21 protein-coding genes, 2 pseudogenes and 1 other annotated feature are annotated in these 23,933 nt (G+C 65.5%); of the genes and pseudogenes, 13 read left to right on the top strand and 10 right to left on the bottom strand.

Annotated elements, in window-relative coordinates:
- Positions 1-10: 10 nt before the first annotated feature.
- The 3 genes from nthB to oxdA are packed head-to-tail and all read left to right on the top strand — an operon-like array spanning position 11 to position 3,049.
- On the top strand, positions 11-667 hold the full coding sequence (nthB, locus tag AC1D2E_RS19545; protein ID WP_478198927.1) for a nitrile hydratase subunit beta: 657 nt from the start codon (positions 11-13) through the stop codon (positions 665-667).
- On the top strand, positions 664-1,938 hold the full coding sequence (locus AC1D2E_RS19550) for a GTP-binding protein (RefSeq protein ID WP_478198928.1): 1,275 nt from the start codon (positions 664-666) through the stop codon (positions 1,936-1,938). Before nthB ends, AC1D2E_RS19550 begins: the two co-directional genes overlap by 4 nt.
- Positions 1,939-1,969: 31 nt before the next feature.
- Positions 1,970-3,049, top strand: a complete 1,080-nt coding sequence (gene oxdA, locus AC1D2E_RS19555) for an aliphatic aldoxime dehydratase (RefSeq protein ID WP_478198929.1) — start codon at positions 1,970-1,972, stop codon at positions 3,047-3,049.
- Between the two features lie 429 nt (positions 3,050-3,478).
- Here oxdA and AC1D2E_RS19560 read toward each other — a convergent pair whose 3' ends face one another.
- Entirely contained in the window at positions 3,479-4,036 is a 558-nt protein-coding gene (locus AC1D2E_RS19560; RefSeq protein ID WP_478198930.1) for a transporter, read from the bottom strand.
- Between the two features lie 205 nt (positions 4,037-4,241).
- On the opposite strand from AC1D2E_RS19560, the gene AC1D2E_RS19565 reads away from it, so the two are divergent.
- The 8 genes and pseudogenes from AC1D2E_RS19565 to AC1D2E_RS19600 all read left to right on the top strand — a co-directional run bounded on the left by AC1D2E_RS19565 (position 4,242) and on the right by AC1D2E_RS19600 (position 12,242).
- On the top strand, positions 4,242-5,537 hold the full coding sequence (locus AC1D2E_RS19565) for an ABC transporter substrate-binding protein (protein WP_478198931.1): 1,296 nt from the start codon (positions 4,242-4,244) through the stop codon (positions 5,535-5,537).
- A gap of 34 nt (positions 5,538-5,571) precedes the next feature.
- Entirely contained in the window at positions 5,572-6,438 is an 867-nt protein-coding gene (locus tag AC1D2E_RS19570; protein WP_478198932.1) for a branched-chain amino acid ABC transporter permease, read from the top strand.
- Positions 6,438-7,508: a branched-chain amino acid ABC transporter permease gene (locus AC1D2E_RS19575; RefSeq protein WP_478198933.1), complete on the top strand. Its 1,071-nt coding sequence runs from the start codon at positions 6,438-6,440 to the stop codon at positions 7,506-7,508. The genes AC1D2E_RS19570 and AC1D2E_RS19575 overlap by 1 nt, the downstream gene beginning before the upstream one ends.
- Before the next feature lie 19 nt (positions 7,509-7,527).
- A complete protein-coding gene (locus AC1D2E_RS19580) occupies positions 7,528-8,235 on the top strand; it encodes an ABC transporter ATP-binding protein (RefSeq protein WP_478198934.1) in 708 nt (235 codons plus the stop codon).
- Positions 8,236-8,237: 2 nt separating this feature from the next.
- Positions 8,238-8,999, top strand: a complete 762-nt coding sequence (locus tag AC1D2E_RS19585; protein WP_478198935.1) for an ABC transporter ATP-binding protein — start codon at positions 8,238-8,240, stop codon at positions 8,997-8,999.
- Positions 9,000-9,072: 73 nt separating this feature from the next.
- Complete coding sequence (locus AC1D2E_RS19590; protein ID WP_478198936.1) at positions 9,073-9,840, top strand: 3-hydroxyacyl-CoA dehydrogenase; 768 nt, start codon at positions 9,073-9,075, stop codon at positions 9,838-9,840.
- 25 nt (positions 9,841-9,865) lie between these two features.
- Positions 9,866-10,978 carry an acyl-CoA dehydrogenase family protein gene (locus AC1D2E_RS19595; RefSeq protein WP_478198937.1) on the top strand — a complete coding sequence of 371 codons (1,113 nt, stop codon included), beginning with the start codon at positions 9,866-9,868 and terminating at the stop codon, positions 10,976-10,978.
- A 30-nt stretch (positions 10,979-11,008) separates the two neighbouring features.
- Positions 11,009-12,242: pseudogene (locus AC1D2E_RS19600) on the top strand (IS3 family transposase).
- Positions 11,287-11,403: a sequence feature (AL1L pseudoknot), on the top strand. (Overlaps the previous pseudogene by 117 nt.)
- Before the next feature lie 1,535 nt (positions 12,243-13,777).
- Here AC1D2E_RS19600 and AC1D2E_RS19605 read toward each other — a convergent pair.
- From AC1D2E_RS19605 to AC1D2E_RS19615, 3 genes and pseudogenes are all read right to left on the bottom strand, one after another.
- Positions 13,778-14,092: a hypothetical protein gene (locus AC1D2E_RS19605; RefSeq protein WP_478198938.1), complete on the bottom strand. Its 315-nt coding sequence runs from the start codon at positions 14,090-14,092 to the stop codon at positions 13,778-13,780.
- A gap of 221 nt (positions 14,093-14,313) precedes the next feature.
- Entirely contained in the window at positions 14,314-15,762 is a 1,449-nt protein-coding gene (locus AC1D2E_RS19610) for an IS1182 family transposase (protein ID WP_478198939.1), read from the bottom strand.
- Positions 15,763-16,380: 618 nt separating this feature from the next.
- Positions 16,381-17,001, bottom strand: a pseudogene (locus tag AC1D2E_RS19615) (tyrosine-type recombinase/integrase).
- Between the two features lie 188 nt (positions 17,002-17,189).
- Here AC1D2E_RS19615 and AC1D2E_RS19620 point away from each other — a divergent pair.
- Both AC1D2E_RS19620 and map read left to right on the top strand, forming a co-directional pair.
- Positions 17,190-17,444: a ParD-like family protein gene (locus AC1D2E_RS19620; RefSeq protein WP_478198940.1), complete on the top strand. Its 255-nt coding sequence runs from the start codon at positions 17,190-17,192 to the stop codon at positions 17,442-17,444.
- Positions 17,444-18,235, top strand: a complete 792-nt coding sequence (gene map, locus AC1D2E_RS19625; protein ID WP_478198941.1) for a type I methionyl aminopeptidase — start codon at positions 17,444-17,446, stop codon at positions 18,233-18,235. Before AC1D2E_RS19620 ends, map begins: the two co-directional genes overlap by 1 nt.
- A gap of 3 nt (positions 18,236-18,238) precedes the next feature.
- Here map and AC1D2E_RS19630 read toward each other — a convergent pair whose 3' ends face one another.
- From AC1D2E_RS19630 to AC1D2E_RS19655, 6 genes are all read right to left on the bottom strand, one after another.
- The gene (locus AC1D2E_RS19630) at positions 18,239-18,364 is read right to left on the bottom strand and encodes a hypothetical protein (protein ID WP_478198942.1); all 126 of its coding nucleotides are present in this window, start codon (positions 18,362-18,364) and stop codon (positions 18,239-18,241) included.
- Between the two features lie 16 nt (positions 18,365-18,380).
- A complete protein-coding gene (locus AC1D2E_RS19635) occupies positions 18,381-18,908 on the bottom strand; it encodes a hypothetical protein (protein ID WP_478198943.1) in 528 nt (175 codons plus the stop codon).
- 367 nt (positions 18,909-19,275) lie between these two features.
- Complete coding sequence (kdpE, locus tag AC1D2E_RS19640) at positions 19,276-19,980, bottom strand: two-component system response regulator KdpE (RefSeq protein ID WP_478198944.1); 705 nt, start codon at positions 19,978-19,980, stop codon at positions 19,276-19,278.
- 5 nt (positions 19,981-19,985) lie between these two features.
- Positions 19,986-22,742 (bottom strand): DUF4118 domain-containing protein, encoded by a 2,757-nt coding sequence (locus tag AC1D2E_RS19645; RefSeq protein WP_478198945.1) that lies wholly within the window; start codon positions 22,740-22,742, stop codon positions 19,986-19,988.
- A gap of 418 nt (positions 22,743-23,160) precedes the next feature.
- Positions 23,161-23,739: a potassium-transporting ATPase subunit KdpC gene (gene kdpC / locus AC1D2E_RS19650; protein ID WP_478198946.1), complete on the bottom strand. Its 579-nt coding sequence runs from the start codon at positions 23,737-23,739 to the stop codon at positions 23,161-23,163.
- Positions 23,740-23,748: 9 nt separating this feature from the next.
- On the bottom strand, positions 23,749-23,933 hold a 185-nt coding region (locus AC1D2E_RS19655), incomplete at its 5' end, for a hypothetical protein (RefSeq protein ID WP_478198947.1).

Genomic DNA, 23,933 nt, shown 5'->3' on the forward strand with positions numbered 1-23,933 from the left:
GAGAATCAACATGGACGGTTTTCACGACCTCGGCGGCTTTCAAGGCTTCGGCAAGATCCCGCACACCATCAACAGCCTGGACTACAAGAAGGTCTTCAAGGAAGACTGGGAGCACCTGGCCTACTCGCTGCTGTTCCTCGGCGTGGTCGAACTGAAGAAGTTCACGCTGGACGAAGCGCGGCATGCGGTCGAGCGCCTCGACGTGCGCCAGCACGTCGGCACCACCTACTACGAGCGCTACGTGATCGCCACCGCCTCGTTGCTGGTCGAGAAGGGCGTGCTTACGCAGCAGGAGCTGGACGAGGAACTGGGCGCGCACTACAAACTCTCTATCCCGCCCCAGAGCGCAGGCCGCGCCGCCATCACCGGCCGCGCGCCCTTCGAAGTCGGCGACCAGGTGGTCGTGCGCGACGAATACTTCAGTGGCCACATCCGCTGCCCGGCCTACGCGCGCGGCAAGAAGGGCGTGGTGCTGCACCGCACGAAGGTGCAGTGGCCGTTCCCCGACGGCGCCGGCCACGGCGATGACAGCGCTGCGTTGCAGCCGACCTATCACGTGCAGTTCAAGGTACGCGACCTTTGGAGCGATGCGGTCGACGACGGCCTGGTGGTGGTGGACTTGTTCGAGAGCTACCTCGACAAGGCACCGGCCGCGGTGGCGGCATGAGCCGAGGACTGTTGCGCGCCGGCGTCGGCGAGGTGCCCGTGCCCACCCGCCTGCCCGTGACAGTCCTCTCGGGCTTCCTCGGCGCCGGCAAGACCACGCTGCTGCACCATCTGCTGCACAACCGCAGCGGGCTGCGCGTTGCCGTGATTGTCAACGACATGAGCGATGTCAATATCGACGCCGACGACGTGGCCCGCAACGTGTCGCTGCACCGCGGCAGCGACGAGCTGGTGGAGATGAGCAACGGCTGCATCTGCTGCACGCTGCGCGCCGACCTGCTGGAGCAGGTGAGCGCGCTGGCGCGGCAGCAGCGGTTCGACTACCTGCTGATCGAATCCACCGGCATCTCCGAACCCATGCCGGTAGCCGAGACCTTCGCTTTCCTCGACCAGAGCGGCTTCAGCCTGAGCGAACTGGCCCGGTTGGACACCCTGGTCACCGTGGTGGACGGCAGCCGCTTTGCCGACCTGCTGGCCTCGCGCGACCGGCTTGCCGACGATGCGCAGGCGGCGCAGAACGGCACGCCGCGCAGCCTGTCGGACCTGGTGACCGAGCAGGTGGAGTACGCCAACGTGATCCTGGTCAGCCGCTTCGACGTGATCGGCGAGGCCGGCTTCGCAGAATTGAAGGCGGTGCTGGCGGCGCTGAATCCGCATGCACGCATCCTGCCCATGGCGCACGGCCAGGTCGACCTCGCCCAGGTGCTGGACACCGGTCTCTTCGACCTGCCGCAGTTGGTCCAGTCCTCGGGCTGGATGCGGCGCATGGACGAAGACGACACGCGCCCGCCCGAGTCCGAGAACTATGGCATCGCCTCATGGGTGTACCGCGAACGCGCGCCGTTCCATCCGCTGCGGCTGCTGAATTTCCTGCGCCAGCCCTGGTGCAACGGACGCCTGCTGCGCTGCAAGGGCTATTTTTGGACGGCCAACCGCTATGCCGACACCGGCATGCTTGTGCAGACCGGCGGCTCCTTCCGCTGGGGCTACCTCGGCCGCTGGTGGCGCTTCGTGCCGCAGTCCGACTGGCCGCAGGACAGCTACCGGCGCGACGCCATCCTGCGCAAGTGGGAAGAGCCGAGCGGCGATTGCCGTCAGGAAATCGTGTTCATCGGTCAAGGCATGGACCTGACGGCGCTGCGCCAGGCGCTCGATGCCTGCCTGCTGACACCGCTCGAGATTGAGGCCGGGCTGTCGGCCTGGACCGAACTGCCCGGCGCGCTGGCGCTGGACGAGAGCGCGGAGCTGCCACACGAAGCCGCCGCAGAGTAACCCTTTCACTTCACGCACTCCGGAGCCCCTCATGGAATCAGCCATCGACAAGCATCTTCAATGCCCACGCGCGCTGTCGCGCCGCGTGGCCGACGAGTACCAGCCCCCCTTCCCGATGTGGGTAGCACGCGCCACTCCCGCACTGAAGCAGGTCGTGATGGCCTACTTCGGCGTCCAGTACCGGGGTGAGGCGCACAAGCCGCGCGCGCTGGCCGTACTGCGCCAGTGGGTCGAGACCTTCGGTGCGCCCGATGGCCCGCAGCACCACGACCTCACGCACCACGTCGACGCCAGCGGCCACGACAACTTGATGGTCGTCGGCTACTGGCGTGACCCCGCCGCGCACCAACGCTGGATGGAGGCCCCGGCGCAGAGCGACTGGTGGAGCGCCGACGCGCGCCTGCACGAAGGCCTGGGCTACTTCCGCGAGGTGAGCGCGCCGCGCGCCGACCAGTTCGAGACACTCTACGCTTTCAAGGAGGCGCTGCCCGGCGTCGGCGCCGTGATGGACGGAATGAGCGCGGACATCCAGGAACACGGCTACTGGGGTTCCATGCGCGACCGCTTTCCGGCCTCGCAAGTGGACCGCATGCAGCCCGTCGGCAGCCTGCACGTGGTGCACGGTGATCCGGCTCGCGGTGGCCGCGTGGTCGTGCGCGGCCACGACAACATCGCGCTGATCCGCTCGGGGCAGGACTGGGCCGAAGCGTTGGCCGAGGAGCRCCGCCTGTACCTGCAGGACATTGAGCCCACGCTAAGTGCCGGCATGGACTTCCTGCGCGATCACGGCGCGCAGTTGGGCTGCTACAGCAACCGCTACGTGCGCTACATCGACCTGGACGGCAGGCTGCTGGACCAGAGCTACAACATCGGTCACTGGCGCTCGCTGGACCTGCTGGAGCGCTGGGCCGAATCGCACCCTACGCATCTGCGCATCTTCGTCACCTTCTTCCGCGTCGCGGCCAGCCTGTCCAAGCTGCGGCTGTATCACGAGGTGTCGGTCTCCCACGGCCAGGACCAGTACCACGAGTACATCAACTGCCATGCCGCGACGGGCATGATGCGCGATGCCGCGCTGCACGCGCAGCCGGCGCCGGCCTGCGACGCCTGATGACCACGCGAGCGCAACCATAAGCGAAGCGGCCAAGGGCCAGGGCGCGCCCTGCGCCCGGACACTTGTGCCGCCCTCAGACCGTGTTCAAAGTCTCTGCTAGATATGAGAAGAGCGCCATTTCAGATGCACTAAGCCTCCGATGGAATCGGCCATCCATCGATGTCCGTGCCTTGTGGCGAGGCGAACGGTCTGCCGATCGGTGCGATGCTCACCGCGAAGCACTATGAACTATGACGAATTCGCCATCTGCCGCGCGGCCAGTGCCTACAGTGCGCTGGAGCGTTCGTAGCCAAATCATCCCGCAGAACCGCTGACCAGAAGAAGGGGCCCGGCCCCAGCAAGCGTCCGGGCCCTTGTGCCGTCTTCAGAAGATCTGTAGCAGACGCAGGTTGATGCGGGCGTTCTCCCGCAGGCCGTTGTCCACCTTCAGGTCGCGTCCCAGGGACACCGGCAGCTGCGTGGTCGGTTCCATGAGGTGGCTCGCGCCCACGCTGAATAAGCCTGGGCCTGGTACAGCCGGTCCTGCCGCATGGATTGGCCGCCCGCGCCGAAGTCGTCGTTCTTCCCATGGAACATGGCATCGGCCGTCGGGTCCACATGCCAGCGCTCGGTCAGGCCCTCGGAGAAGCCGACCTGCAGGTTGAACTTCCAGCGGTTCTCGCCCAGGTTCAGAGGCCGGTTGCGGTCGTAGCTGCCCGTTGGCAGGATCAGGTACGGCGTGATGCCCAGGTAGATGCGCGACGGCGCATCGTTGATCCCGCCCACGGCGGTGTAGTGCACAAGGCGCAGGATTCCCACGTCCGAGTCCAGCCGCGGGTCCAGGCTTGCCCGCACGCCGCCGGCGTACAGCTGGTTGCGCGTGGCGTGCTGGGCATAGAGCAGGCCGACCGTCGTGCCGGGTGGGGCCGGCACGTAGTCGCCCGGATCCACGTCGATGACCCAGCCGGGCAGCGGCAGCATCAGCGACGCTGCAAGTGCGGCCACCGCAAGAGCGGGCCGCGTGCGATCGAATCGCTCCTTGGGAAATGGATACGGCCCTGGCGCATCGTTTGGCGCTGCCGGAATTGGCGGGCGCCGCTGGGGCCGGGCAAGACGATAGGAGCGGTACCGGTGCGCGACTGTGCTGGCATGGACACGTAGTTGTGTCTCACAGGACAGCTGGCCCATCTGTCTTTCAAGGCACAACGCCGTGTCCTTGCAAGGCCATCCGGATAAGCCGGCAGCCACTAACTTCTCCCCATCACCACCTCAGGAGAAGTCCATGCTTTCCCATCGCCGCAGATTCCTGCGCATCGGCTCGACGCTGCTGGCTACACCGGCCTTCACCCTGCCAGCCTTCGCTGCGCAGGACATCCGGCTCGGCAGCCTGCTCGATCTGTCCGGCAACTTCGACGCCTACGGCAAGCCCATGAACCAGGGCCTGGACCTGGCCATCGAGGAGATCAATCAGGCTGGCGGCCTGCTTGGCCGCAAGGTGGTAAAGATCGGCTACGACACCCAGTCGGATATGGCGCAGTACACCAAGTTCGCGCAGCAGCTGGTGCGCCAGGACAAGGTGGATGTGGTGATCGGCGGCATCCTGTCCGCGTCGCGCGAGGCGATTCGTCCGCTGCTGGGCCGCGCGCGGATGCCCTATTTCTACACGCCGCTGTACGAGGGCGGCGTGTGCGACCGCAATGCGTTCTTGACCGGCACGACGCCCGCTCAGCAGGCCGCTGTGCTTGTGCCGGAAGCCATGAAGGCGTTCAAGGGCAAGCGGGCCTACGTGCTGGCGGCCGATTACAACTACGGCCAGGCCATGGCCCACTCGTTCCAGAAGCTGTTAAAGGACAACGGCGGCGAAGCGGTGGCCGTGGAGTTCTTCCCGCTGGACGTTTCCGACTTCAACTCGACGATCAAGAAGATCCAGGACGCGCGTCCGGATTTCCTGATCTCGGCGCTGGTGGGCGGCGCCCACCTGTCGTTCTACCGGCAGTGGGCGGCCTCCGGCATGAAGGGGCGCATTCCGATCGCATCGACCACGCTGGGTGTCGGCAATGAGCATCTGGTGCTCACGCCAGCGGAAGGCGACGGCATCCTCGTGGCCTACAACTACTCGCGCGGGTTGTCTCTTCCGACGAACCAGGCCTTCGTCGCTGCCTGGGCACGCAAGTACGGCGATGCCAAGCAGATCACAGAGATGGCGGCCTCGCAGTACCAGACGCTCAAGCTCTGGGCTGCCGCGGTGAAGCAGGCGGGCAGCACACGGCGCGAGGCAATCACGAACGTGCTGGAGGGCGACTTCGCGATCGACGCGCCCAGCGGCAGGATCTCCGTGGACAAACGCACGCACCATGCCGTGGTGGATGTGCACGTGATGGAGATCCGCGACCAGCAACTCGTGGTGCGCAAGACCTTCGCGCAGCGCCAGCCGGTGGACACACAAGCGGTGTGCGACCTGCAGCGCAACCCGAACGACAACAAGCAGTATGACGCGCACCCATGAACCCACACGCACGCCACGCGGCAGGAGCGCTGCCGTGAGCCATTCCCTCGTCACCGCCATCGAATTTGCTTACGCGGTCGGCTTCCTGGTGCTGATCTCCCTGGGCCTAGCATTGGTCTTCGGACTGATGCGGGTGATCAACCTCGCGCATGGCGAGTTCCTGGTGCTGGGTGGCTATGCGGCCATCGTCGCGCACCAGGCCGGCCTGCCGATCTGGGTTGCCATCCCGGTGGTGCCGCCGGTACTGGTGGGCCTGTTCGGCATGCTGGTCGAACGGTTGGTGATCCGCCACCTCTACGGCCGCATGGTGGACACCATGCTGGCTACCTGGGGTCTATCGCTGCTGATCAGCGGCGCGCTGGTCACCGTCTTCGGCAACACCACCACGGGCCTGCCCAATCCGCTCGGACCGGTGACCATCGGCGACTACCAGGTCGGGGGCTACGGCCTGTTCATCATCGGCGCCGCGCTGGCGCTGCTGGTGGGCTTGTACCTGGTGCTGCGGCTCACGCGCGCAGGACTGGTGGTGCGCGGTGCCATGCAGTCGGCGCAGGTCGTCTCCGCCATGGGCTATGACCCGCAGCGCATCTACATGCTGACCTTTGGTGCGGGCGCGGCGCTGTCGGGCCTGGCGGGCGCCATCCTCGCGCCGGTGGCGGCGATCACGCCGCTGGCCGGTGGCCAGTTCATCGCCAAATCGTTCATCACCGTGGTCAGCGGCGGCGCCTCGGTGATCGCCGGCACCAGCGCGGCCAGCCTGCTGCTGGGCATCACCGGCAAGGCGGTGGAGGTGCTGCGCACGCCGGTGGCAGGCGAGATCGTGCTGCTGGTGGTCGCCGTCGTGCTGCTGCGCTTGCTGCCGCAGGGCATCACTGGCCGCTACTTCAAGGGAGCGCTGTGATGTCGACGCACGCCGTGTTGCAAGGCCGCACCTGGTGGGTCCAATGGAGCGCCGTGGCGCTGGGCCTGCTGGTGCTGCCGCAGTTTGCATCGGCCTACAACGCCACGCTGCTGCTGGTCTACGCCGTGCTGGCGTTGTCGCTGGGCTTGGTCTGGGGCGTGGGCGGCATCCTGTGCTTCGGGCAGGGCGCTTTCTTCGGTCTGGGAGCGTATGTCTACGCCATCGCAGCCATCAACTTCGAGGCACATGCCTGGGGCACGCCGGTCGCGCTGATGCTGGCCATGGCGGTGCCCGGACTCGTCGCCGCGCTGCTGGGCGCCATGATGTTCTATGGCCGCATCAGCGACGTGTACCTGGGTGTCATCACCCTGGTCTTCACATTGATCCTGTTCAAGTACCTGAACGCCGCCTCGGGGCCGGACGATCGGATGGGCCTCGCGCCGCTCGGCGGCTTCAACGGCATTCCAGGCTTTCCGCTGCCTTCGCTGGGTGACCCAGCCGCGCCATGGGTCGCGTTTTCAGGCGACGCGCTGTACTACCTGTGCGCCGCCGTGCTGCTCGCGGCTTGGCTGGGCGGGCGCTGGTTCATGGGCAGCGATGGAGGCAGGGTGTTGATCGGCATCCGCGAGAACGAACTGCGCGCCCAGATGCTGGGCTACGACGTGCGCGTCTACAAGACCGGTATCTTCGCGGCGGGCGGGGCGCTGGCGGGCCTGGCGGGCATGCTGTACGCGAGCTGGGCCGAGATCGTCACACCGGGCCTGTTCTCTCTCGGGCAATCGGCGGAAATCATTGTCTGGGTCATCGTCGGCGGGCTCGGCACGCTGGCCGGGCCGATCGTGGGCGCGGTGCTGCTGGGCAGCGCCAAGACCTTGCTGGCGAGCCAGATCCTGGTCAACAACCAGCTGGTGTTCGGCGTCATCCTGCTGGCTGCCGTGCTGGCGCTTCCGCGCGGCATGGTGCCGGCCTTCCAGCACGGCTGGGCACGGTGGCTGCAGAAGGCGCAACGCAGCGCACCGGAAGCCGCCATCGGCACGCCAGGGGAGGCACGGCATGGCGCCAGCAACTGAGCCAAACGCACGGGACACCGTGCTGCAGACCCAGGGCCTGTGCATGCGCTTCGGCGGCGTGGTGGCGGTCGACGGCGTCGACTTCACGCTGCGCCGCCGCGAGCTGCGCTGCCTGATCGGGCCCAACGGGGCCGGCAAGTCCACCTTCTTTCGCTGCATCTCCGGCCAGTACGCGCCCAGCGCGGGCGATGTGTGGCTGGACGGGCAACGCGTCACCGGGCAGCCGGTGCATGCCATCGCGCGGGCTGGCGTGGGCATCAAGACCCAGGTGCCTCAGCTGATGGGTGGCCTGACGGTGCATGAGAACCTGTGGCTGGCGGCGAAGTTCTTCCACCCGGCGGGCGTCGCCAGCGACAAGGCCGACGCCATGCTGCGCCAGCTGCAACTCGAAGGCATCGCCCGCCAGCCGACCGGCCTGCTCGCGCATGGCCAGCGACAGCTGGTGGAACTGGGCGTCGTGCTGGTCGCAGAGCCCTGGCTGGTGCTGCTGGACGAGCCGGCCGGCGGCCTGGCGCAACACGAGGTGGAACGCATGGCGCAGGCCGTGCGCATGGCCAACCGGTCGGCCACGGTGGTGGTGGTGGAGCACGACATGCGCTTCATCCGCAGCATTGCCGAATCGGTCACGGTGTTCCACCAGGGGCGGATCCTGGTGGAGGGCCAGGCCGATGCGGTGCTGGCCGACCAGCGCGTTCGCGACGTCTATCTCGGAAAGAAGCCGCAATGACCATGTCTTTACCTCTCTCGCCTCCAGCACCACATCTTCGGGCACCGCTTTTGCGCATCGAGGCGCTGCGGGCGGGCTACGGCGCCATCCCCGTGCTGCACGGCCTCGGCCTTGACGTGATGCCCGGCGAGATCGTCGGTGTGCTGGGCCACAACGGCATGGGAAAGAGCACGCTGCTGATGGCGGCGATGGGGCTGGTGATCCCCAACACCGGTGCCATCTGCTTCCAGGGGCGCGACTTCGCGCGCGCCGCGCCGCACACGCGGGCGCATGCCGGCATCGGCTATGTGCCGCAGGGCCGCGGCATCCTCGCCACGCTAAGCGCCGAGGAGAACCTGCGCCTGGCCTGCATCGGCCGTGGCGGACGCCGCAGAGAAGACGAGGCGCTGGCACGCGTCCTGGCACTTTTCCCGCGCCTGGAGCGCCTGCTGGGGCGCCAGGGCGGCACCTTGTCCGGTGGCGAGCAGCAACTGCTGGCGCTGGCGCGCGCCTTGGTGCCTGCGCCCCGCCTGCTGCTGCTGGACGAGCCGACAGAGGGCATCCAGCCCAACATCGTCCAGGAGATCGCCGCCACGCTGCGTCAACTCCGGCAGGAACACGGGCTGAGCGTGCTTGTGGCGGAACAGAACCTGGACTTCCTGCGCGACTGTGCGGGACGACTGCTGGTGCTGGAGCGCGGCCGCATCGTCGATCAGGCTGCCGGCGATGCACTGCGCGACGACGGGAAATTGGCGGCGTTCATCGAACTGGGTGCGGCGGTGTAAAAGCCGCCATGCGGGTGTGGCGCGACGGCGCAAGCCATTTTTAGTGCGAACTCTTGTTGAATGGAAACTTCTGATGGAGATCAATGACCGAGGCTTCATCGTGACCGGAGGCGGGTCGGGTCTCGGCGCCGCAACGGCGCGCCGACTCGTTGCACAAGGTGTGCATGTCCTGCTGGTGGACCTCCACCGCGAAGCGGTCGAAGCATTGGCTGCCGAGCTGGGCGCGCGGGCCCGCTTCTCTACCGCCGACGTGACGGACGTTGCCGGCGCCGAGGCTGCCTTCGCGGACTTTCGCGCAGACTTTGGCCCGTTGCATGGCCTCGTCAACTGCGCCGGGGTGGCGCCTTCGGAGAAGGTCGTCGGGCGCGAGGGGCCGCACCGTCTGGAGACATTCGCACGCACGGTGCAGATCAACCTGATCGGCAGCTTCAACATGCTGCGGCTGGCAGCCGCGGCCATCGTCGAATCGCCGCCCGACGCCGGCGGCGAGCGCGGCGTGATCGTCAACACGGCTTCCGTCGCGGCGTTCGACGGCCAGATCGGCCAGGCCGGCTATGCGGCATCCAAGGGCGGCGTGGTGGCGATGACGTTGCCCATCGCACGCGAGCTGGCACGCCACGGCATCCGTGTCGTGGCCATCGCGCCCGGCATCATGGAGACGCCCATGATCAAGGCGATGCCCACGGAGGTGCAGGACGCGCTCGGCCGCATGGTGCCGTTCCCGTCAAGGCTGGGCCAGCCGGACGAGTTCGCCCGCCTGGTGATGCACGTCATCGACAACAGCTACCTCAATGGCGAAGTCATCCGCCTCGACGGCGCGATCCGAATGGCCGCCAAGTGACCGACACCCAATACCGGAGATCTGCATGATTCTGACCCCCGAGCAGGAAATGATCCGCGACGCGATGCGCGACTTCGCACGCGAGCGGCTGGCACCGTTCGCCGCCGAATGGGCGCGCGAACACCGCTTCCCGAAAGAGGCGCTGAAAGAACTCGCCGGGCTTGGCGCCATGGGCATGGTCGTGCCCGAGAGCTGGGGCGGCGCCGGACTCGACTACGTCTCGCTGGTGCTGGCCCTCGAGGAGATCGCCGCCGGCGATGGCGCGACCTCAACGATCGTGAGCGTCCAGAACTCGCTCGCCTGCGGCATCACGATGGGCTACGGCAACGAGATGCAGAAGGACCGCTACTTGCGCCGGCTGGCCAGCGGGGAGTGGCCGGGCTGCTTCTGCCTCACCGAGCCGCATGTCGGCTCCGACGCTTCGGCACTGCGCTGCCGGGCCGAGCGCGACGGCGACCACTGGGTGCTCAACGGGGTGAAGCAGTTCATCACGTCGGGCAAGAACGCGCAACTGGCGATCGTGTTCGCGGTGACCGACAAGACGGCCGGCAAGAAGGGTATTTCGGCCTTCCTGGTGCCCACCGACACCCCTGGCTACATCGTGGCGCGCATCGAGGACAAAATGGGCCAGAGCGCTTCGGACACCGCCCAGATCCTGTTCGAAAACTGCCGCGTACCGGCCGACCATCTGCTCGGCCGGGAAGGCGAGGGCTACAAGATCGCGCTGTCGCGTCCCCGAGCCCTACCTCAGCAGCGATTTGCACGAGCCGCGCTAGCGGCTGCCCTTGAGGCTGGCAGCGCCAGGGATTGTCCGTGCTGGAGGGGCATGCAAACTCGCGCGGAGCTCTACGAGAGCATCGCGGCTACCACGCGTTCGAGGACAAACTCGACGGGCTGTTCAGCCGCAGATCCGCCAGTTCCTGACGTCCGTCCCTCCGGGCGGAGGGCGGATTATGAGCACCTGCAGGCCAAGTCCACAAGGAGCACTTCTTGGCTGACAGCACCGCGGCGATCCGGCTCTGGCCGAATTCTGCCCGACGGCAAGCGACGCCAGCGGCATAGATCGTCACCACGCGCCGGAGGCGGGCCGAGCAAGCTTGGTCTTCAAGAACGCGAAGTGAATCGCCCCGGATTTTGAGGAGGCTCAACACTCTGAGAGGATTGAGCCATGAAGAAGTCGAACAAGTTCTCACCCGAGGTCCGTGAGCGGGCGGTGAGGATGGTGCAGGAGCACCGTGGGGAGTACCCGTCGCTGTGGGCGGCAATCGAGTCCATCGCGCCGAAGATTGGCTGCGTGCCGCAGACGCTGCACGAGTGGGTCAAGCGCGTCGAGGTCGACACGGGCGTGCGCGAAGGCGTTACGACCAGCGAGGCCCAGCGGATGAAGGAGCTGGAGCGCGAGGTCAAGGAACTGCGCCGGGCCAACGAGATATTGAAGCTGGCGAGCGCGTTTTTCGCCCAGGCGGAGCTCGACCGCCGGCTCAAGTCCTGAAGGATTTCATCGACAAGCATCGCGATACCTTTGGGGTCGAGCCGGTCTGCAAGGTTTTGCAGGTCGCCCCGTCGGCGTATCGACGACATGCTGCGCTGCTGCGTGAGCCTCACAAACGCTGCGCCCGGGCTCAGCGCGATGATGTGCTGGTCCCGGAGATTCAGCGTGTCTGGCGGGCCAACATGCAGGTCTACGGCGCCGACAAGGTGTGGCGGCAACTGACTCGTGAAGGCGTGACCGTGGCCCGCTGCACGGTCGAGCGATTGATGCGCCGGCTGGGACTGCGAGGCGTGATGCGCGGCAAGGTTGTGCGCACAACCGTCGGTGATGCCAGGGCGCCATGCGCTCTGGACCTGGTCAACCGGCAGTTCCGTGCCGAGCGGCCGAACCAGCTGTGGGTCAGCGACTTCACCTACGTCTCGACCTGGCAGGGCTGGCTCTACGTGGCCTTCGTCGTTGACGTGTTTGCCAGGCGCATCGTGGGCTGGCGGGTGAGCAGTTCAATGCGAACCGACTTCGTGCTCGATGCGCTGGAGCAGGCCCTGTATGCCCGGCAGCCGGAGCGCGACGGAAGCCTGGTCTGTCACTCGGACCGCGGGTCGCCCAATACGTCAGCATTCGGTACACCGAACGGCTGGCAGAAGCCGGTATCGAGCCGTCTGTGGGCAGCAAGGGCGACAGCTATGACAACGCCCTGGCCGAGACCATCAACGGCCTCTACAAGGCCGAGCTCATTCACCGCCGAGCACCATGGAAAACCAAGGAATCCGTGGAACTGGCCACGCTGGAATGGGTGTCATGGTTCAACCACCACCGACTGCTCGAGCCCATCGGCTACATCCCGCCTGCAGAAGCTGAGGCAAACGACTACAGGCAACTCGCCAGTCAGRCCACCACGGTGGCGGCCTGACTTAAACCAACCGGCCTCCACGAAAACCGGGGCGATTCAGCAGGTAGAAATCCGGGGCCTCAAGGTTCTTCTCGCACACGTTCCAAGAAGGCGCCCAAACTTCGGTTCCAAGGAAATTCCATGTCTTTGCGTCGGCGCCGTTAGTAGGTGAACCGTGAGTCCAACTGGCGTGTGACTTTTGGTCCCACCCCATCCGTCCGAACGCCACCGACCGGTGCTGCTTTCCCAGACCCATCGTCTGGCTCGAACGGGCAAATGGCTTTCCCCGAGCAGAGCTCACAAAGGGGGACAGTAGCGGCTCAATCTCGCGCCACACCGACCAACGCCATGGCAACACGCCAGGCGCGCCGAGCACAACATAAACCTCGTATTGCTTGTCGTGGTACGAAATGGCGTGCTCCGAGTACTGCCCTGAATTCTTGCCGCCTTGTCGAATGGCTGGTCATGGCCGTCGGCGGACTTCGGGGCATCCTGGGTACTTGGCAGCTTACGTACGACGGCGGCTCCGACTTGTCGATAGCATCCAGACGGCCAATCCTGCGGCAATCCCCGCCACGGGTACCAGGAGCACGGTCACTGCCAACGCGGCGAATCTGCAAGCGAGGCCTGGCAATGAAAAGTCGCTGGGACACATGAGCTCAGGCAGCGCATGAAGGTGGGTGATGACCACGACAAGCGCGACATAGGTCGCCATCGCGGCCGCCAACATACTTGCCAACAACTTCATATGCCCTCTGCAGAGTTCATTGCATTTCCCGTACCGCGCCATAGGCACGAATCCAACCCGCTGACGAAGGTCGGCCTGTGGCCGACTGCCGAAGTTAGCAGTTCTGACAGCGTATGAATTCACCGGTTGGAAACCGTTCTCGTGCGGTCGTTCGACCCTCTACCTCCGAGTCGACGGCAAACCACCCGCCATCGCGACCGAGCCTGCCTACAGGCTTGTAGGAAGTGCCGTGAGGACGCGGAATGCGCTTGCAGTCGTTGGCGTGCAGAACTGAGGTTCTGTGCTTCTTGTCGATATTGAGCAGCACTGCGGCCTCCAAGTTTGATGACAGGTTCTGCCTGAACGCGGCCCTCAGAGCCACCGCGCCGCCGCGTCAGTCGCATCCATCTCGGAAGGGGCTCGTGATGCCGTCAGCGTAGCCGCGACGTAGAAACCGACGCCTGCCGTCAGAAGTTGAACCATCTGACCGCTGGCGGGGATGAGATGCCACGGCAAGTTGAACGCTACTAACGTCGCGAACGCGACGGACAGTCCACCATAGGAACCTTGGCGATAGAGAGTCAGGGTTTGGCCGAGGAACAACAGGGTGGCCCTGGGCTCGCCTCTAAGGCGTCTGAGCATTGACATCAATCTTTTCCCGGTCGAGCAAAGTCTCGTCGCATCCTGCCACAGCAGCTACCGTGAGCACCAAGGTCGGGCCGGGCCTCGCATTGCTGCGGCTGAAACCTCATCAAAATTGTGGAGGCGGCCGAATTCCGCTGCTGCGCTCAAGGTCGGCTCATTGCCGGTAGCCGCTTTGCGGTTATTTTTACGTTTCGGCCCGTGTTTTCACGGACTCGACAGCTGGCTTCGAATTGTCGATGACGCTGTCGGGCTTCGACGTTTGCGACGGCGTCAGCTGTTCAATGACTCGAATGCGGTGAACAACAAGCTCGTCAATCTCCAGCCGGCGGATTCGAGCGCGGCCCACAAAGAGCCGACCGATAGACAAGGCTCCGATGGCCAGGGCACCGAGGGCCGCGGCGCCCATCAGCATGGAGCCCAACGCGGACGTACCGATGGCGTACGCGCCCGTTGCGGCCGCCGGCAAGGCACGTGCGGACTTTGATGGCATCAAGTTCATCGAAACTCCTGGTGGAACAGTGAGCCTTTGGGGGCGGCAATCATGTGTCCGCTCCTGGCCGAGGCCGTGTGGAAATGCATTTGGCACATCAGTATGCCGAACACGAGGCCACAGGTCCCGTCATCGAGTCTGCTGATGCCATTCAGTGCTCATCGCCGCGCAAACGCGCATTCGTCTTGCTCGTGATGTTTCGGACCACCCTCAGCCGTCTCTGAGAGGGCTCACGCCCCCGCCAACTTCATCGCCTTCATCGTTCTGGTCATGCCCAGGATCGCGATCACCCGCTTCAGGTTGTAGGCCAGCACATGCAGGCTCATCTCGGTGCTGACGTGCTCCAGCGTCTTCGTCAGGAAGTGCGTCCAGCCCATCCAGTGCTTGAGCGTGCCGAACACGTGCTCCACCGTACTTCTTCGCAGCGTCATTGCATCGGGCTTTCGATCAAGCCGCTGCTGAACTCGCTCCAGGACTTCCTCATGCTCCCAGCGACGGATGCGTCGGTACTTGTCGGTCGTGCAATCACCTTTCATCGGGCACTTAGGGCAGGCACCGGTCCAGTAGACGCGCAGCTTGAGGCCGTTCTTCTCGAGTGTGCTGAATCTGTAGATCGCCCGCTCGCCTGCAGGGCAGTTGTATTCGTCGTCTCTCGCGATGTAGATGAAGTCGCTCTTGTCGAAGCGACCCTCGGCCTTGGCGTTCGAGGTCATCGGCTTGGGAACGAACGTCGTGATGCCCGCGTCTTCGCGGGCCTTGAGTTCGGCGCCACTGAAGTACCCGCGATCGGCGAACGCCCTCAGCTTGTCTTTGCCCATGGCCTCGCGCGCAGCCTGCGCCATCTTGCTCAGCTGGGCGCGGTCGTTGCCGACGTTCGTCACCTCGTGGGCAACGATCAGATGGTGCTTGGCATCGACCGCCGCCTGCACGTTGTAGCCCACCAGGCCCGAGCCCTTGGCCTGCGAGTTCATCGAGCGTGCATCGGGATCGGTGGTGGAGCGTTGGCCGTCGGGCTCGTGCTTCAGTTGCTCCTTGGTCTCGTCGAGCTGGCGCATCTGCTCGCGCAGCTTCTCGATCTTGTCCTGCAGCCGCTCGGTCTTGGCCTCGACCTCCGCGGGCTGCGTGCGGTCGGCGGTCTCCAGCGCGTCGAGGTAGCGCTGGATGCTCTGCTCGATCTGCCGCTGGCGCGCATCAATCTTGGCGGGCGTGACATTGCGGTCTCGGCTGTTGACCGCCTTGAACTTGCTGCCATCGATGGCCACGATGGCTTGCGTGAACAGCTTGAGTTCTCGGCACATTTCGACGAAGCGCTTGCAGACGTTGCGGATGCCCGCTCCATTGTCGTGACGGAAGTCTGCAATGGTCTTGAAGTCCGGGGCTAGCCGGCCGGTGAGCCACATCAACTCGACGTTGCGTTGGGCTTCGCGTTCCAGGCGCCGGCTGGACTGGATGCGGTTCAGGTACCCGTAGATGTAGAGCTTGAGCAGCACCGCCGGGTGATACGACGGTCGACCGGTGGAAGCCGGATCAATACCTTTGAAGCCCAGGGTTTGAAGGTCCAGTTCCTCGACAAAGGCGTCGACGACTCGCACCGGGTTGTCTTCGCCGATATAGTCATCTAGGCATTCCGGCAACAACGCGACCTGCTGTCGGTCTTCGCCTTCGATGAATCGCTTCATGCGCCACCTCGCTCTGACGGGTTGGCAGATTTTATTTGGAGTGAGGCGATCAACGAAGTGTTTTCACACAGCCTCGGCCGCATTCTGCCTGTCGGTCTCAAGCGAGACGGCGTCAATCGTCAACGTTTTGGTATTGCTCGATTTGGCACGCATAGGTACCCGGCTGAGTCGAGCAGACCGAATAGTCGTGAGGCGGGGTGCTTGCGCAACCGGCCAGGAACGACAGAAGAATCGCATTCGCCATCTTTTGCACGGACTCTCCTATCAGCGGTCTGACGGCCGGGTTGAGCATCCTGACGGACGATGCCTTACCGGTTGCTTCGAGCATAGCCAACTGGGGTGTCGTCGGGAAGGTTCGGTTGTGGCCGCCAGCCGTCACGGCGCTCTGCGGCGCCTGCGCCAGAGCGATTGGCGATGGAACAAAAGAAGGCCCGTACGAGACGGGCCTTTCACGAAATCCGGTTATTTGGAGGCGAGCCAAGTTGCAGCAAGCAAGGTCAGGCCCCGGTGGACCATCCGGGCTCTTCATTATTGCAACGTCAGGGCGGCTTGGACGACGGGGCTGACCGCGTTCTGCCGAAGCGCCGCCTGGTCCAGCAGGGCCGCGCGGCCGCCGGCTCAAGCGTCGGTTTGCTCTGCCAGCGCCAACGCATCTTCCACTTCGATACCGAGGTAGCGCACCGTGCTTTCAAGCTTGCTGTGGCCGAGAAGAAGCTGCACGGCGCGCAGGTTCTTCGTGCGCCGGTAAATCAACGACGCCTTCGTCCTGCGCATGGAATGGGTGCCGTATGTCGCGCTGTCGAGGCCGATTTCCTCGACCCAGCCATCCACGATGCGGGCGTATTGTCTGGTCCCGATGTGGGGCGATTCATGAACCCGGCTCGGAAACAAGAAATCTCCGGCCTTCAGCTGCGCCGCAGCAATCCACGCCTCAACGGCCTGACGCGTCGGCCCCGTCATCTCGAACTGAACAGGCTGCCCGGTCTTCTGCTGCATCACCTTGGCGCGGGCAGCCACGCGCTCGCCATTTGACACGTCGCAAACGCGAAGCTGTACGAGGTCGCACGCCCGGAGCTTGCTGTCGATACCCAGATTGAAAAGCGCGAGGTCCCGTATCCGACCTTGGAGCTGCAGCCGGACTCAGATGGCCCAGATGTCTTTCAGTCTGAAGGGGGTCTTCTGCCCAACGAGCTTGCCCTTGTTCCACGGTTCGCGGTGACACGTCGATGTTGCTTCCATGATGAGCTCCTGTATGAGGATAGGAGCTTCAGTCTGCGCCGGCGAAGCGCACGACGGGTTGCACTGCCCTCCTTCTGCGGGTGGGGGTCAGAAGCGGTTTTTGAGGCCTCGTCGAGGCCGTCTACTCGGACAACACTGGGCCATACGAAACATATATACTTCGTCTACGTTTCGTATAGAGGTCACTGATGGGAATCGTCAAAATTTCGGACCTGATGCACGAGAACCTGCGAGTGGCGGGGAATGCCCTCAGCAGGTCTATCAATGCACAGGCAGAGCATTGGATGCGAGTCGGCATGCTGACCGAGATGCACCCGGAGTTGGACCACCGAGAAATCTGCCGACTGCTGATACGGGCGGAACTCGCAGGGGGCCTGGACATCGCCGCTGCTGTCACAGCCCAACTTGGCAAGTCCCGCGCATCCTCCACTGGAAAACACTAGTGGCTCGCGGCGTTTCTATCAAGTCCGCCGAGGACATCGGGATGGCGCGGCGGGCCGGCGGGCTTGCAGCAGAGGTTCTCAGCATGGTCGCGCCATACGTCGTGCCGGGGGTGAGCACGGAGACGCTCGACCGAATCTGCCGCGACCACATCGTGAATGTCCAGGGCGCCATTCCAGCCAACGTGGGGTATCTCGGGTATCCGAAGACCATCCTCACCTCCGTTAACCAGGTTGTTTGTCACGGCATCCCCTCGTCCGACAAGATTCTGAAGACGGGCGACATCATCAACATCGATGTTGCCGTCATCAAGGATGGCTGGTTCGGCGACACCAGCCGCATGTACTTCGTCGGAGGCCCCAGCGTGTTGGCTCGGCGCCTGGTGGAGACGACCTACGAAGCCATGCTGGCGGGAATCCAGCAGGTCAAGCCGGGAGCGACTCTCGGCGACATTGGCCACGCCATCCAGTCGGTCGCTCACCGGGAACACTTCAGCGTGGTGCGCGAATACTGCGGGCACGGGATTGGTCAGGTCTACCACGAGGAACTGCAAGTGCTGCACTACGGGCGGCGCGGGGAAGGACTCAGGTTGGAACCGGGGATGGTTTTCACCATCGAACCGATGCTCAACGCAGGCAAACGCGAAACCAAGCAACTGGCCGACGGGTGGACGGTCGTGACGAAGGACAGGTCTCTGTCCGCCCAGTGGGAACACATGGTCGTTGTGACACCCGAGGGGTATGAAGTGCTTACGGCTTGGCCAGGAGGCACAGGAGCCTACGCGCCGGTTTGACGATCAGTCCGGCCGAGGCTTGGCCTTCGACAACGGCATCGATGCGGACAGGTAGTTGATGGTTTCAGGCCTTGCATTGGTGAAGCGGGCGCTATCGAAGGTCTGCTGCTGGCTGGCGCCTTTTGTCAACGCCGATTTCCAGCGGTCAGACGGAACCCGTCCCGATTTCTGGCGCAGTGATTACCCGTGCATGCGCAAGGATGAATTCGCCGATGCCGGCGCCCCATGAAGCTCCGAATTCCAGCGGCTCATTGAACGGCAGGCGTTCGACTGTAATCCCTGCAGCCTCCTCGACCGTGGTCGGGAAGAAGGCACCGCCCGGTTCCGCATGCAGGTAGAAGTCACCGGTGAAGGTGCCGCAGTCGCAATTGTTCACGAAGTAGCTTTCGCCTGCGGTATTGCTGGAGCGCCTGCCGAAGTTCGGATTGCGCTGGACCAGCTCGCCAAAAACTGCCTCGGGCATGTCGTCGACGCTGCTCAAGACAAACATGCCCGATGCATCCGCCGCGTTGCCGACCTGCTGACCATCTTCTTCAAGTGCATGCGCCGCTAGCGCAACGGCCTTCACGGACTTGCCACACTTCCAGCACCTGGTCTGAGCGCTCAGCAGGAGCAGCGGCGGCAGTACACGAAGGGTGGGTTCACCATCGTCGTCGTAGTCATCAGTGTTCATGCGCGAATTCTGGGCTATGGAGCCCAACATTGCCTAGCCGCGCATTCGTGCTGAACGACACGTTCTGGCCGCCTGTAGCCGGTTGCGGGGCAAGAGCGGCCCACCGGAGGACCATCCGCGGATGGTATGAACCAATCCCTTGAGCAGGGGGTCAAGCCAGGTAAGGAATCCGCTTCTATTGAAACAGTGGAATCAAGTTCTATTCAGAAAAGCCAGCCAGCCAGAGCCTGAGTTTGCAACGGACGATCAGGACGACATCGTGCGCGAACGACAGCTCCTGCAAGTCGCGAATAGGAGCTCCGGGCCCACTGCAGATAGTCTCTGGTTCCGCTGGGTTTCCCACGGCCTGCGCGATGAGTCCACGTCTTCAGATTGCCAGGCGGTAGCCGACACCCGTCTCCGTTAGCAGATGCCGTGGCTGCGCGGGATCGGCCTCGAGCTTCTGACGCAGGTGACCCATGTAGATGCGCAGATAGTGGCTCTGCTCATCGCACAAAGGACCCCATACCTCGCGCAGCAACTGGCGATGAGTGATCACTCTGCCGGCGTTGGCCACGAGTACGCCGAGCAGTCGGTATTCGGTGGGCGTGAGGTGCACTTCGACACCCCCGCGTCGCACGAGTCGGGCCGGACGATCGACCTCGATTTCGCCGAAGCGGAATGCCGGTTCAGCTGCGCCATCGCCCTGCGCGCCGCCTCCTGCTGCACGCGGGCGGCGCAGGGCGGCACGCACGCGTGCCAGCAGCTCGCCGGTGCCGAAGGGCTTGGTCAGGTAGTCGTCGGCGCCGGCGTCGAGCGCCGCGATCTTGTCGGCTTCCTCGGTGCGCGCCGAGAGCACGATGATCGGCACCCCCGACCATCCACGTACATCGCCAATCAACGAGATACCGTCGCCATCCGGCAAGCCGAGATCGAGCACCACCAGGTCGGGCTGGCGCGTGCCGACGGCTGCGAGCCCCTCGCGCAGCGTGCCGACCTCATGGACCTGCCAGCCTTCGGCCTCCAGCGCACCTCGCACGAAGCGGCGGATCTGCGGCTCGTCTTCGATCACGATGGCGACAGGGCTGGGCATGGCAGTCAGGACGAAGGATCGATAGCCGCGGGCGGGGTGCGCCTCGGCAGGGTCACGCTGAATTCGGCACCGCCGTCCGGCGCATTCGCCGCGATGATCTCGCCGCCATGGGCGCTGACCACCGCCCTGCAGATCGCCAGGCCCAGGCCGACACCGGGCGTGGCCGATTCCGCCTGGCCGCGCGTGAACTTGTCGAACAGCGTCTGTTCGCGCCCCTTGAGCGCGGCGGGCAGCCCCGGACCATGGTCGCGCACCGTCAACAAGAGCGCGTTGGGCGTCGCACACGCACCGACCTCAATGGGCGGTGCGCCGTACTTCGCAGCATTCTCGAGCAGGTTGACCAGCACGCGCTCGATCAATGCCGCATCGAACTCGACCAACGGCAGGTCTTCTGGCAGCGCCGTCTGCACGACCATGTCGCCGAGCGCGGGCCGCGCCGCGCGGATGGCCGAGCCCACCACCTCTTCCACCGACTGCCATTCGCGCCGAAGGTTGACTGCGCCGCCGGCGATGCCGCTTTCCAGCCGCGCCATGTCGAGCAGATTGTTGACCAGCGCATTCAGCGCCCGAGCCTGGGCGACGATGGCGCGCGCCGCCTCCGCGTGCGACTCCGGCGGCGCCGCCTGCAGTGACTCGGCCAGCGCGATCAGTGCCGTCAGTGGCGTGCGGACATCGTGCGAGATCGCGCCCAGCAGCGCATTGCGTAGGCGCTCGGACTCCATCTCGACCACCGCCTGCTGCGCCACCTCGACGTAGTGCACCCGCTCCAGCGCGATCGCGATCTGCCGCGCCAGCGTGTCGAGCTGTTGGGCCTGCTCCGGAATCAGCAGCCAGCGCAGGTGCAAGGGTTCGAGCGCGAGTACGCCGCGCACCCGCATCGGCGCCTTGAGGGGCACGTAGTGCCATGGTTGCGCCGCGAGCGTGGCCGTGGCCAAGCCAGCCGGCTGCCCATGGCGGAAGGCCCAGTCGGCGACGCTAGGGTCAAAGCCGGGCGGCGGCGCAGCGGGCATCAGCAGCCGGTCGTTGGCGTCCGTCACCAGCACCAGCGCATGGCCGCCGAAATGGCCTTGCACCGCGGCCGCACCGAGCTCGATCACCTGGGGGCTTTCAAGCGCGGCCGAGAGTTCGCGCGTGAGCTCGAACAGCGACTGGGCCCGTCGCTCGCGGCTGTTCGACACGCCGGCGGCGAAGCGTAGCCCTGCGGTGAGCTGCCCGACCAGCAGGCCGACGCAGAGCATGACCGCGAACGTCACCAGGTACTGCACGTCACTGACGGCAAATGAAAGGCGCGGCGGCACAAAGAAAAAGTCGAAGGCAGCGACGTTCATCACAGCCGCAACAGCCGCCGGACCGCGCCCGAAACGTAGCGCAACGCCGACCACGCCGAGCAGAAACAGCATGACGATGTTGACCAACTCCAGCACGCCGGCGAGCGGCATGGCCACCATCGTGACCGCAATGCTGATGGCGCCCGCCCAGGCGTAGGCGGGCCAACGCGCTTGCGAGTGCTCGTCCTCCTTCACCCCGGACTCGTCGCGCGGTCCACCCGGTCGGACCTGCGCGAGGCGGCGCGAACTGTCGGCCCGCGCCACCTCGAGGATGTCGAGCGCGGGTGCGCAGCGCGCCAGTTCGCGCGACAGGTCCGCCGGCGGCCACCAACGGCGCCAGCCTTGAGCGGGTTCGGACCGCCCTACCACCAGCGTGGCGCAGTTGAGCCGCTGCGCCAACGCGGTGAGTTCCTCAGCGATGCGGGCGCCCGTCAGCACGGCTGTGACGGCGCCCAGCTCCTCGGCCAGCTTGAGCACCGCGAGGATGCTGTCGCGCTGCTTGGCGTCGAGACGCTGCAGGCGCGGCGTCTCGACGTAGGCCGCATGCCAGCGCACGTTGAGCTGGCCGGCCAGTCGCGCCGCGGTGCGCACGGTCTGGCTCGCGCCTTCGTGGGGCCCGACGCAGGCGAGCAGCGCGCCCGAGGTGTTCCAGGGCTGCGGCCCGGCATCGCCCTGCGGCCCCGACTGCTCGACCCGCCAGCCGCGCACGTCGTCCTCCACGTGCTCGGCGGTGCGCCGCAGCGCGATCTCGCGCAGCGCGATCAGGTTGCCCTTGCGGAAGAAGTTCTGCGCCGCCCGCTCGGCCTGCTGAGGCAAATAGACCTTGCCGGCGGCGAGGCGGGTCGTGAGTTCGTCAGGCGTGACATCGACCAGCACCACCTCTTCGGCCTCGTCGAGCACGGTGTCGGGCACCGTCTCGTGCACGCGCACGCCGGTGATGGCGCCCACCGTGCCGTTGAGGCTTTCCAGGTGCTGGACGTTGAGTGCCGACCAGACCTCGATGCCTGCCGCCTGCAGCTCCTGCACGTCCTGCCAGCGCTTGGCGTGGCGCGAGCCCGGCGCATTCGTATGCGCGAGTTCGTCGACCAGCAGCACGGCGGGCTTGCGCGCGAGCGCCGCGTCGAGGTCGAACTCGGCCAGCGTGCGGCCGCGGTACGGCACCTCGCGCAAGGGCAGCATTTCGAGGCCGGCCAGCAGTGCCGCGGTCTCACTGCGGCCATGCGTTTCCACCACGCCGATCACTACGTCAAGACCAGCGGCGTGTTCGCGTTGCGCGGCGCTCAGCATCGCCCAGGTCTTGCCGACACCAGCATTGGCACCAAAGTAGATGCGCAGCTTGCCGCGCTGGGCGCGTTCCTCGTCCGCCCGCAACTGGGCGAGCAGCGCGTCGGGGTCGGGGCGGCCCTCTGTGGGTGAATGAGGAAGACTGGACATCGGGTAGCTTCGATTACACGCCCACGAGCCCGCTCCATACCCGTGTCCGACGGATCACTACAGCGTTGGTCGCGACGGCTACAAGCACCATGATCAATCGCCTGACGAGGAACGGGGGCCCTTGTGCGTATCGGACTGCACCCGGCGACGTGGGTGACCGGGCTTCGCGTGGCGCAACGGGTGTAGCTTCGCCGGGGCGCTGCGCCCGGGAGCGTCGCCATGCACATGGCGCCTGGTCGTCCAGCGCACAACCGCCCATGCAAGGCCCATCGGAATGAAAAGAGCCACCAACGCGCACAACGCGTACACGATGTCGGGAATCATCACTGTCTCCTTGGCGCTACGCGCTGCCTCTGTGCGAGGGAACGAGCCTGCTGCAGCGGTCAGGTGGTCGCGCATAGGCCCACGGGCCTCCGGATCAGGGAGAGGGTTGCGCGTCGAGCGCGAGATTGAGCGCCAACACGTTGATGCGCGACTCGCCCAGGAATCCCCACAGCGGCGCCTCGATATGGCGCTCCAGCAGGCCGGCCACCTGGTCCGGCGTCAGCCCGCGAGCGCGAGCCACGCGCGCGACCTGGTAGCGCGCCGCCGCGGGGCTGATGTGGGGATCGAGCCCGCTGGCCGAGGCCGTGACGAGGTCGACCGGCACCGGCTGCGTGTTGCCCGGATCGGCCGCGCGCAAGGCTTCGATGCGGCCCTTGACCGCATCGGCCAGCGCCGGATTCAGCGGCCCCTGGTTGGCGCCGCCCGAGGCGGCCGCGTTGTAGGCCATCGGTGCCGTGGCCGACGGACGGCCCCAGAAGTGCTTCGGGTCGCTGAAGTTCTGGCCGATCAATGCGGAGCCGATTTGCGCACCGTCGCGCGGCAACAGGCTGCCCGCGGCCTGGGCCGGAAACACGGCCTGGGCGACGCCCGTCACGGCGAGCGGATAGACGATGCCCGTGAGCGCGCTCAGCAGCACGAACAGCACGAGGGCGGGACGAAGAATGTCTTTCATGGGAAGTCCTTAAACAAGACGGACCGCGACCAGCAGCCAGTCGATGAGCTTGATGCCGATGAAGGGCACGACCAGGCCGCCGAGCCCGTAGATCGCCAGATTGCGCCGCAGCAGCGCGGCCGCCCCCACCGGCCGGTAGCGCACGCCCTTCAGCGCCAGCGGGATCAGGAACACGATCACCAGCGCATTGAAGA

It is taken from the genome of Variovorax sp. P1_H2, from assembly GCF_056405295.1.

Excerpts from the sequence above, each read along its gene's own strand:
- AC1D2E_RS19645 (WP_478198945.1), bottom strand. The coding sequence starts at position 22,742 with ATGTCCAGTCTTCCTCATTCACCCACAGAGGGCCGCCCCGACCCCGAC.
- AC1D2E_RS19595 (WP_478198937.1), top strand. The coding sequence starts at position 9,866 with ATGATTCTGACCCCCGAGCAGGAAATGATCCGCGACGCGATGCGCGAC.
- AC1D2E_RS19605 (WP_478198938.1), bottom strand. The coding sequence starts at position 14,092 with ATGAACTTGATGCCATCAAAGTCCGCACGTGCCTTGCCGGCGGCCGCA.
- AC1D2E_RS19585 (WP_478198935.1), top strand. The coding sequence starts at position 8,238 with ATGTCTTTACCTCTCTCGCCTCCAGCACCACATCTTCGGGCACCGCTT.
- AC1D2E_RS19575 (WP_478198933.1), top strand. The coding sequence starts at position 6,438 with ATGTCGACGCACGCCGTGTTGCAAGGCCGCACCTGGTGGGTCCAATGG.
- nthB (WP_478198927.1), top strand. The coding sequence starts at position 11 with ATGGACGGTTTTCACGACCTCGGCGGCTTTCAAGGCTTCGGCAAGATC.
- AC1D2E_RS19620 (WP_478198940.1), top strand. The coding sequence starts at position 17,190 with ATGGGAATCGTCAAAATTTCGGACCTGATGCACGAGAACCTGCGAGTG.
- kdpC (WP_478198946.1), bottom strand. The coding sequence starts at position 23,739 with ATGAAAGACATTCTTCGTCCCGCCCTCGTGCTGTTCGTGCTGCTGAGC.
- AC1D2E_RS19610 (WP_478198939.1), bottom strand. The coding sequence starts at position 15,762 with ATGAAGCGATTCATCGAAGGCGAAGACCGACAGCAGGTCGCGTTGTTG.
- kdpE (WP_478198944.1), bottom strand. The coding sequence starts at position 19,980 with ATGCCCAGCCCTGTCGCCATCGTGATCGAAGACGAGCCGCAGATCCGC.
- AC1D2E_RS19590 (WP_478198936.1), top strand. The coding sequence starts at position 9,073 with ATGGAGATCAATGACCGAGGCTTCATCGTGACCGGAGGCGGGTCGGGT.
- AC1D2E_RS19550 (WP_478198928.1), top strand. The coding sequence starts at position 664 with ATGAGCCGAGGACTGTTGCGCGCCGGCGTCGGCGAGGTGCCCGTGCCC.
- AC1D2E_RS19635 (WP_478198943.1), bottom strand. The coding sequence starts at position 18,908 with ATGAACACTGATGACTACGACGACGATGGTGAACCCACCCTTCGTGTA.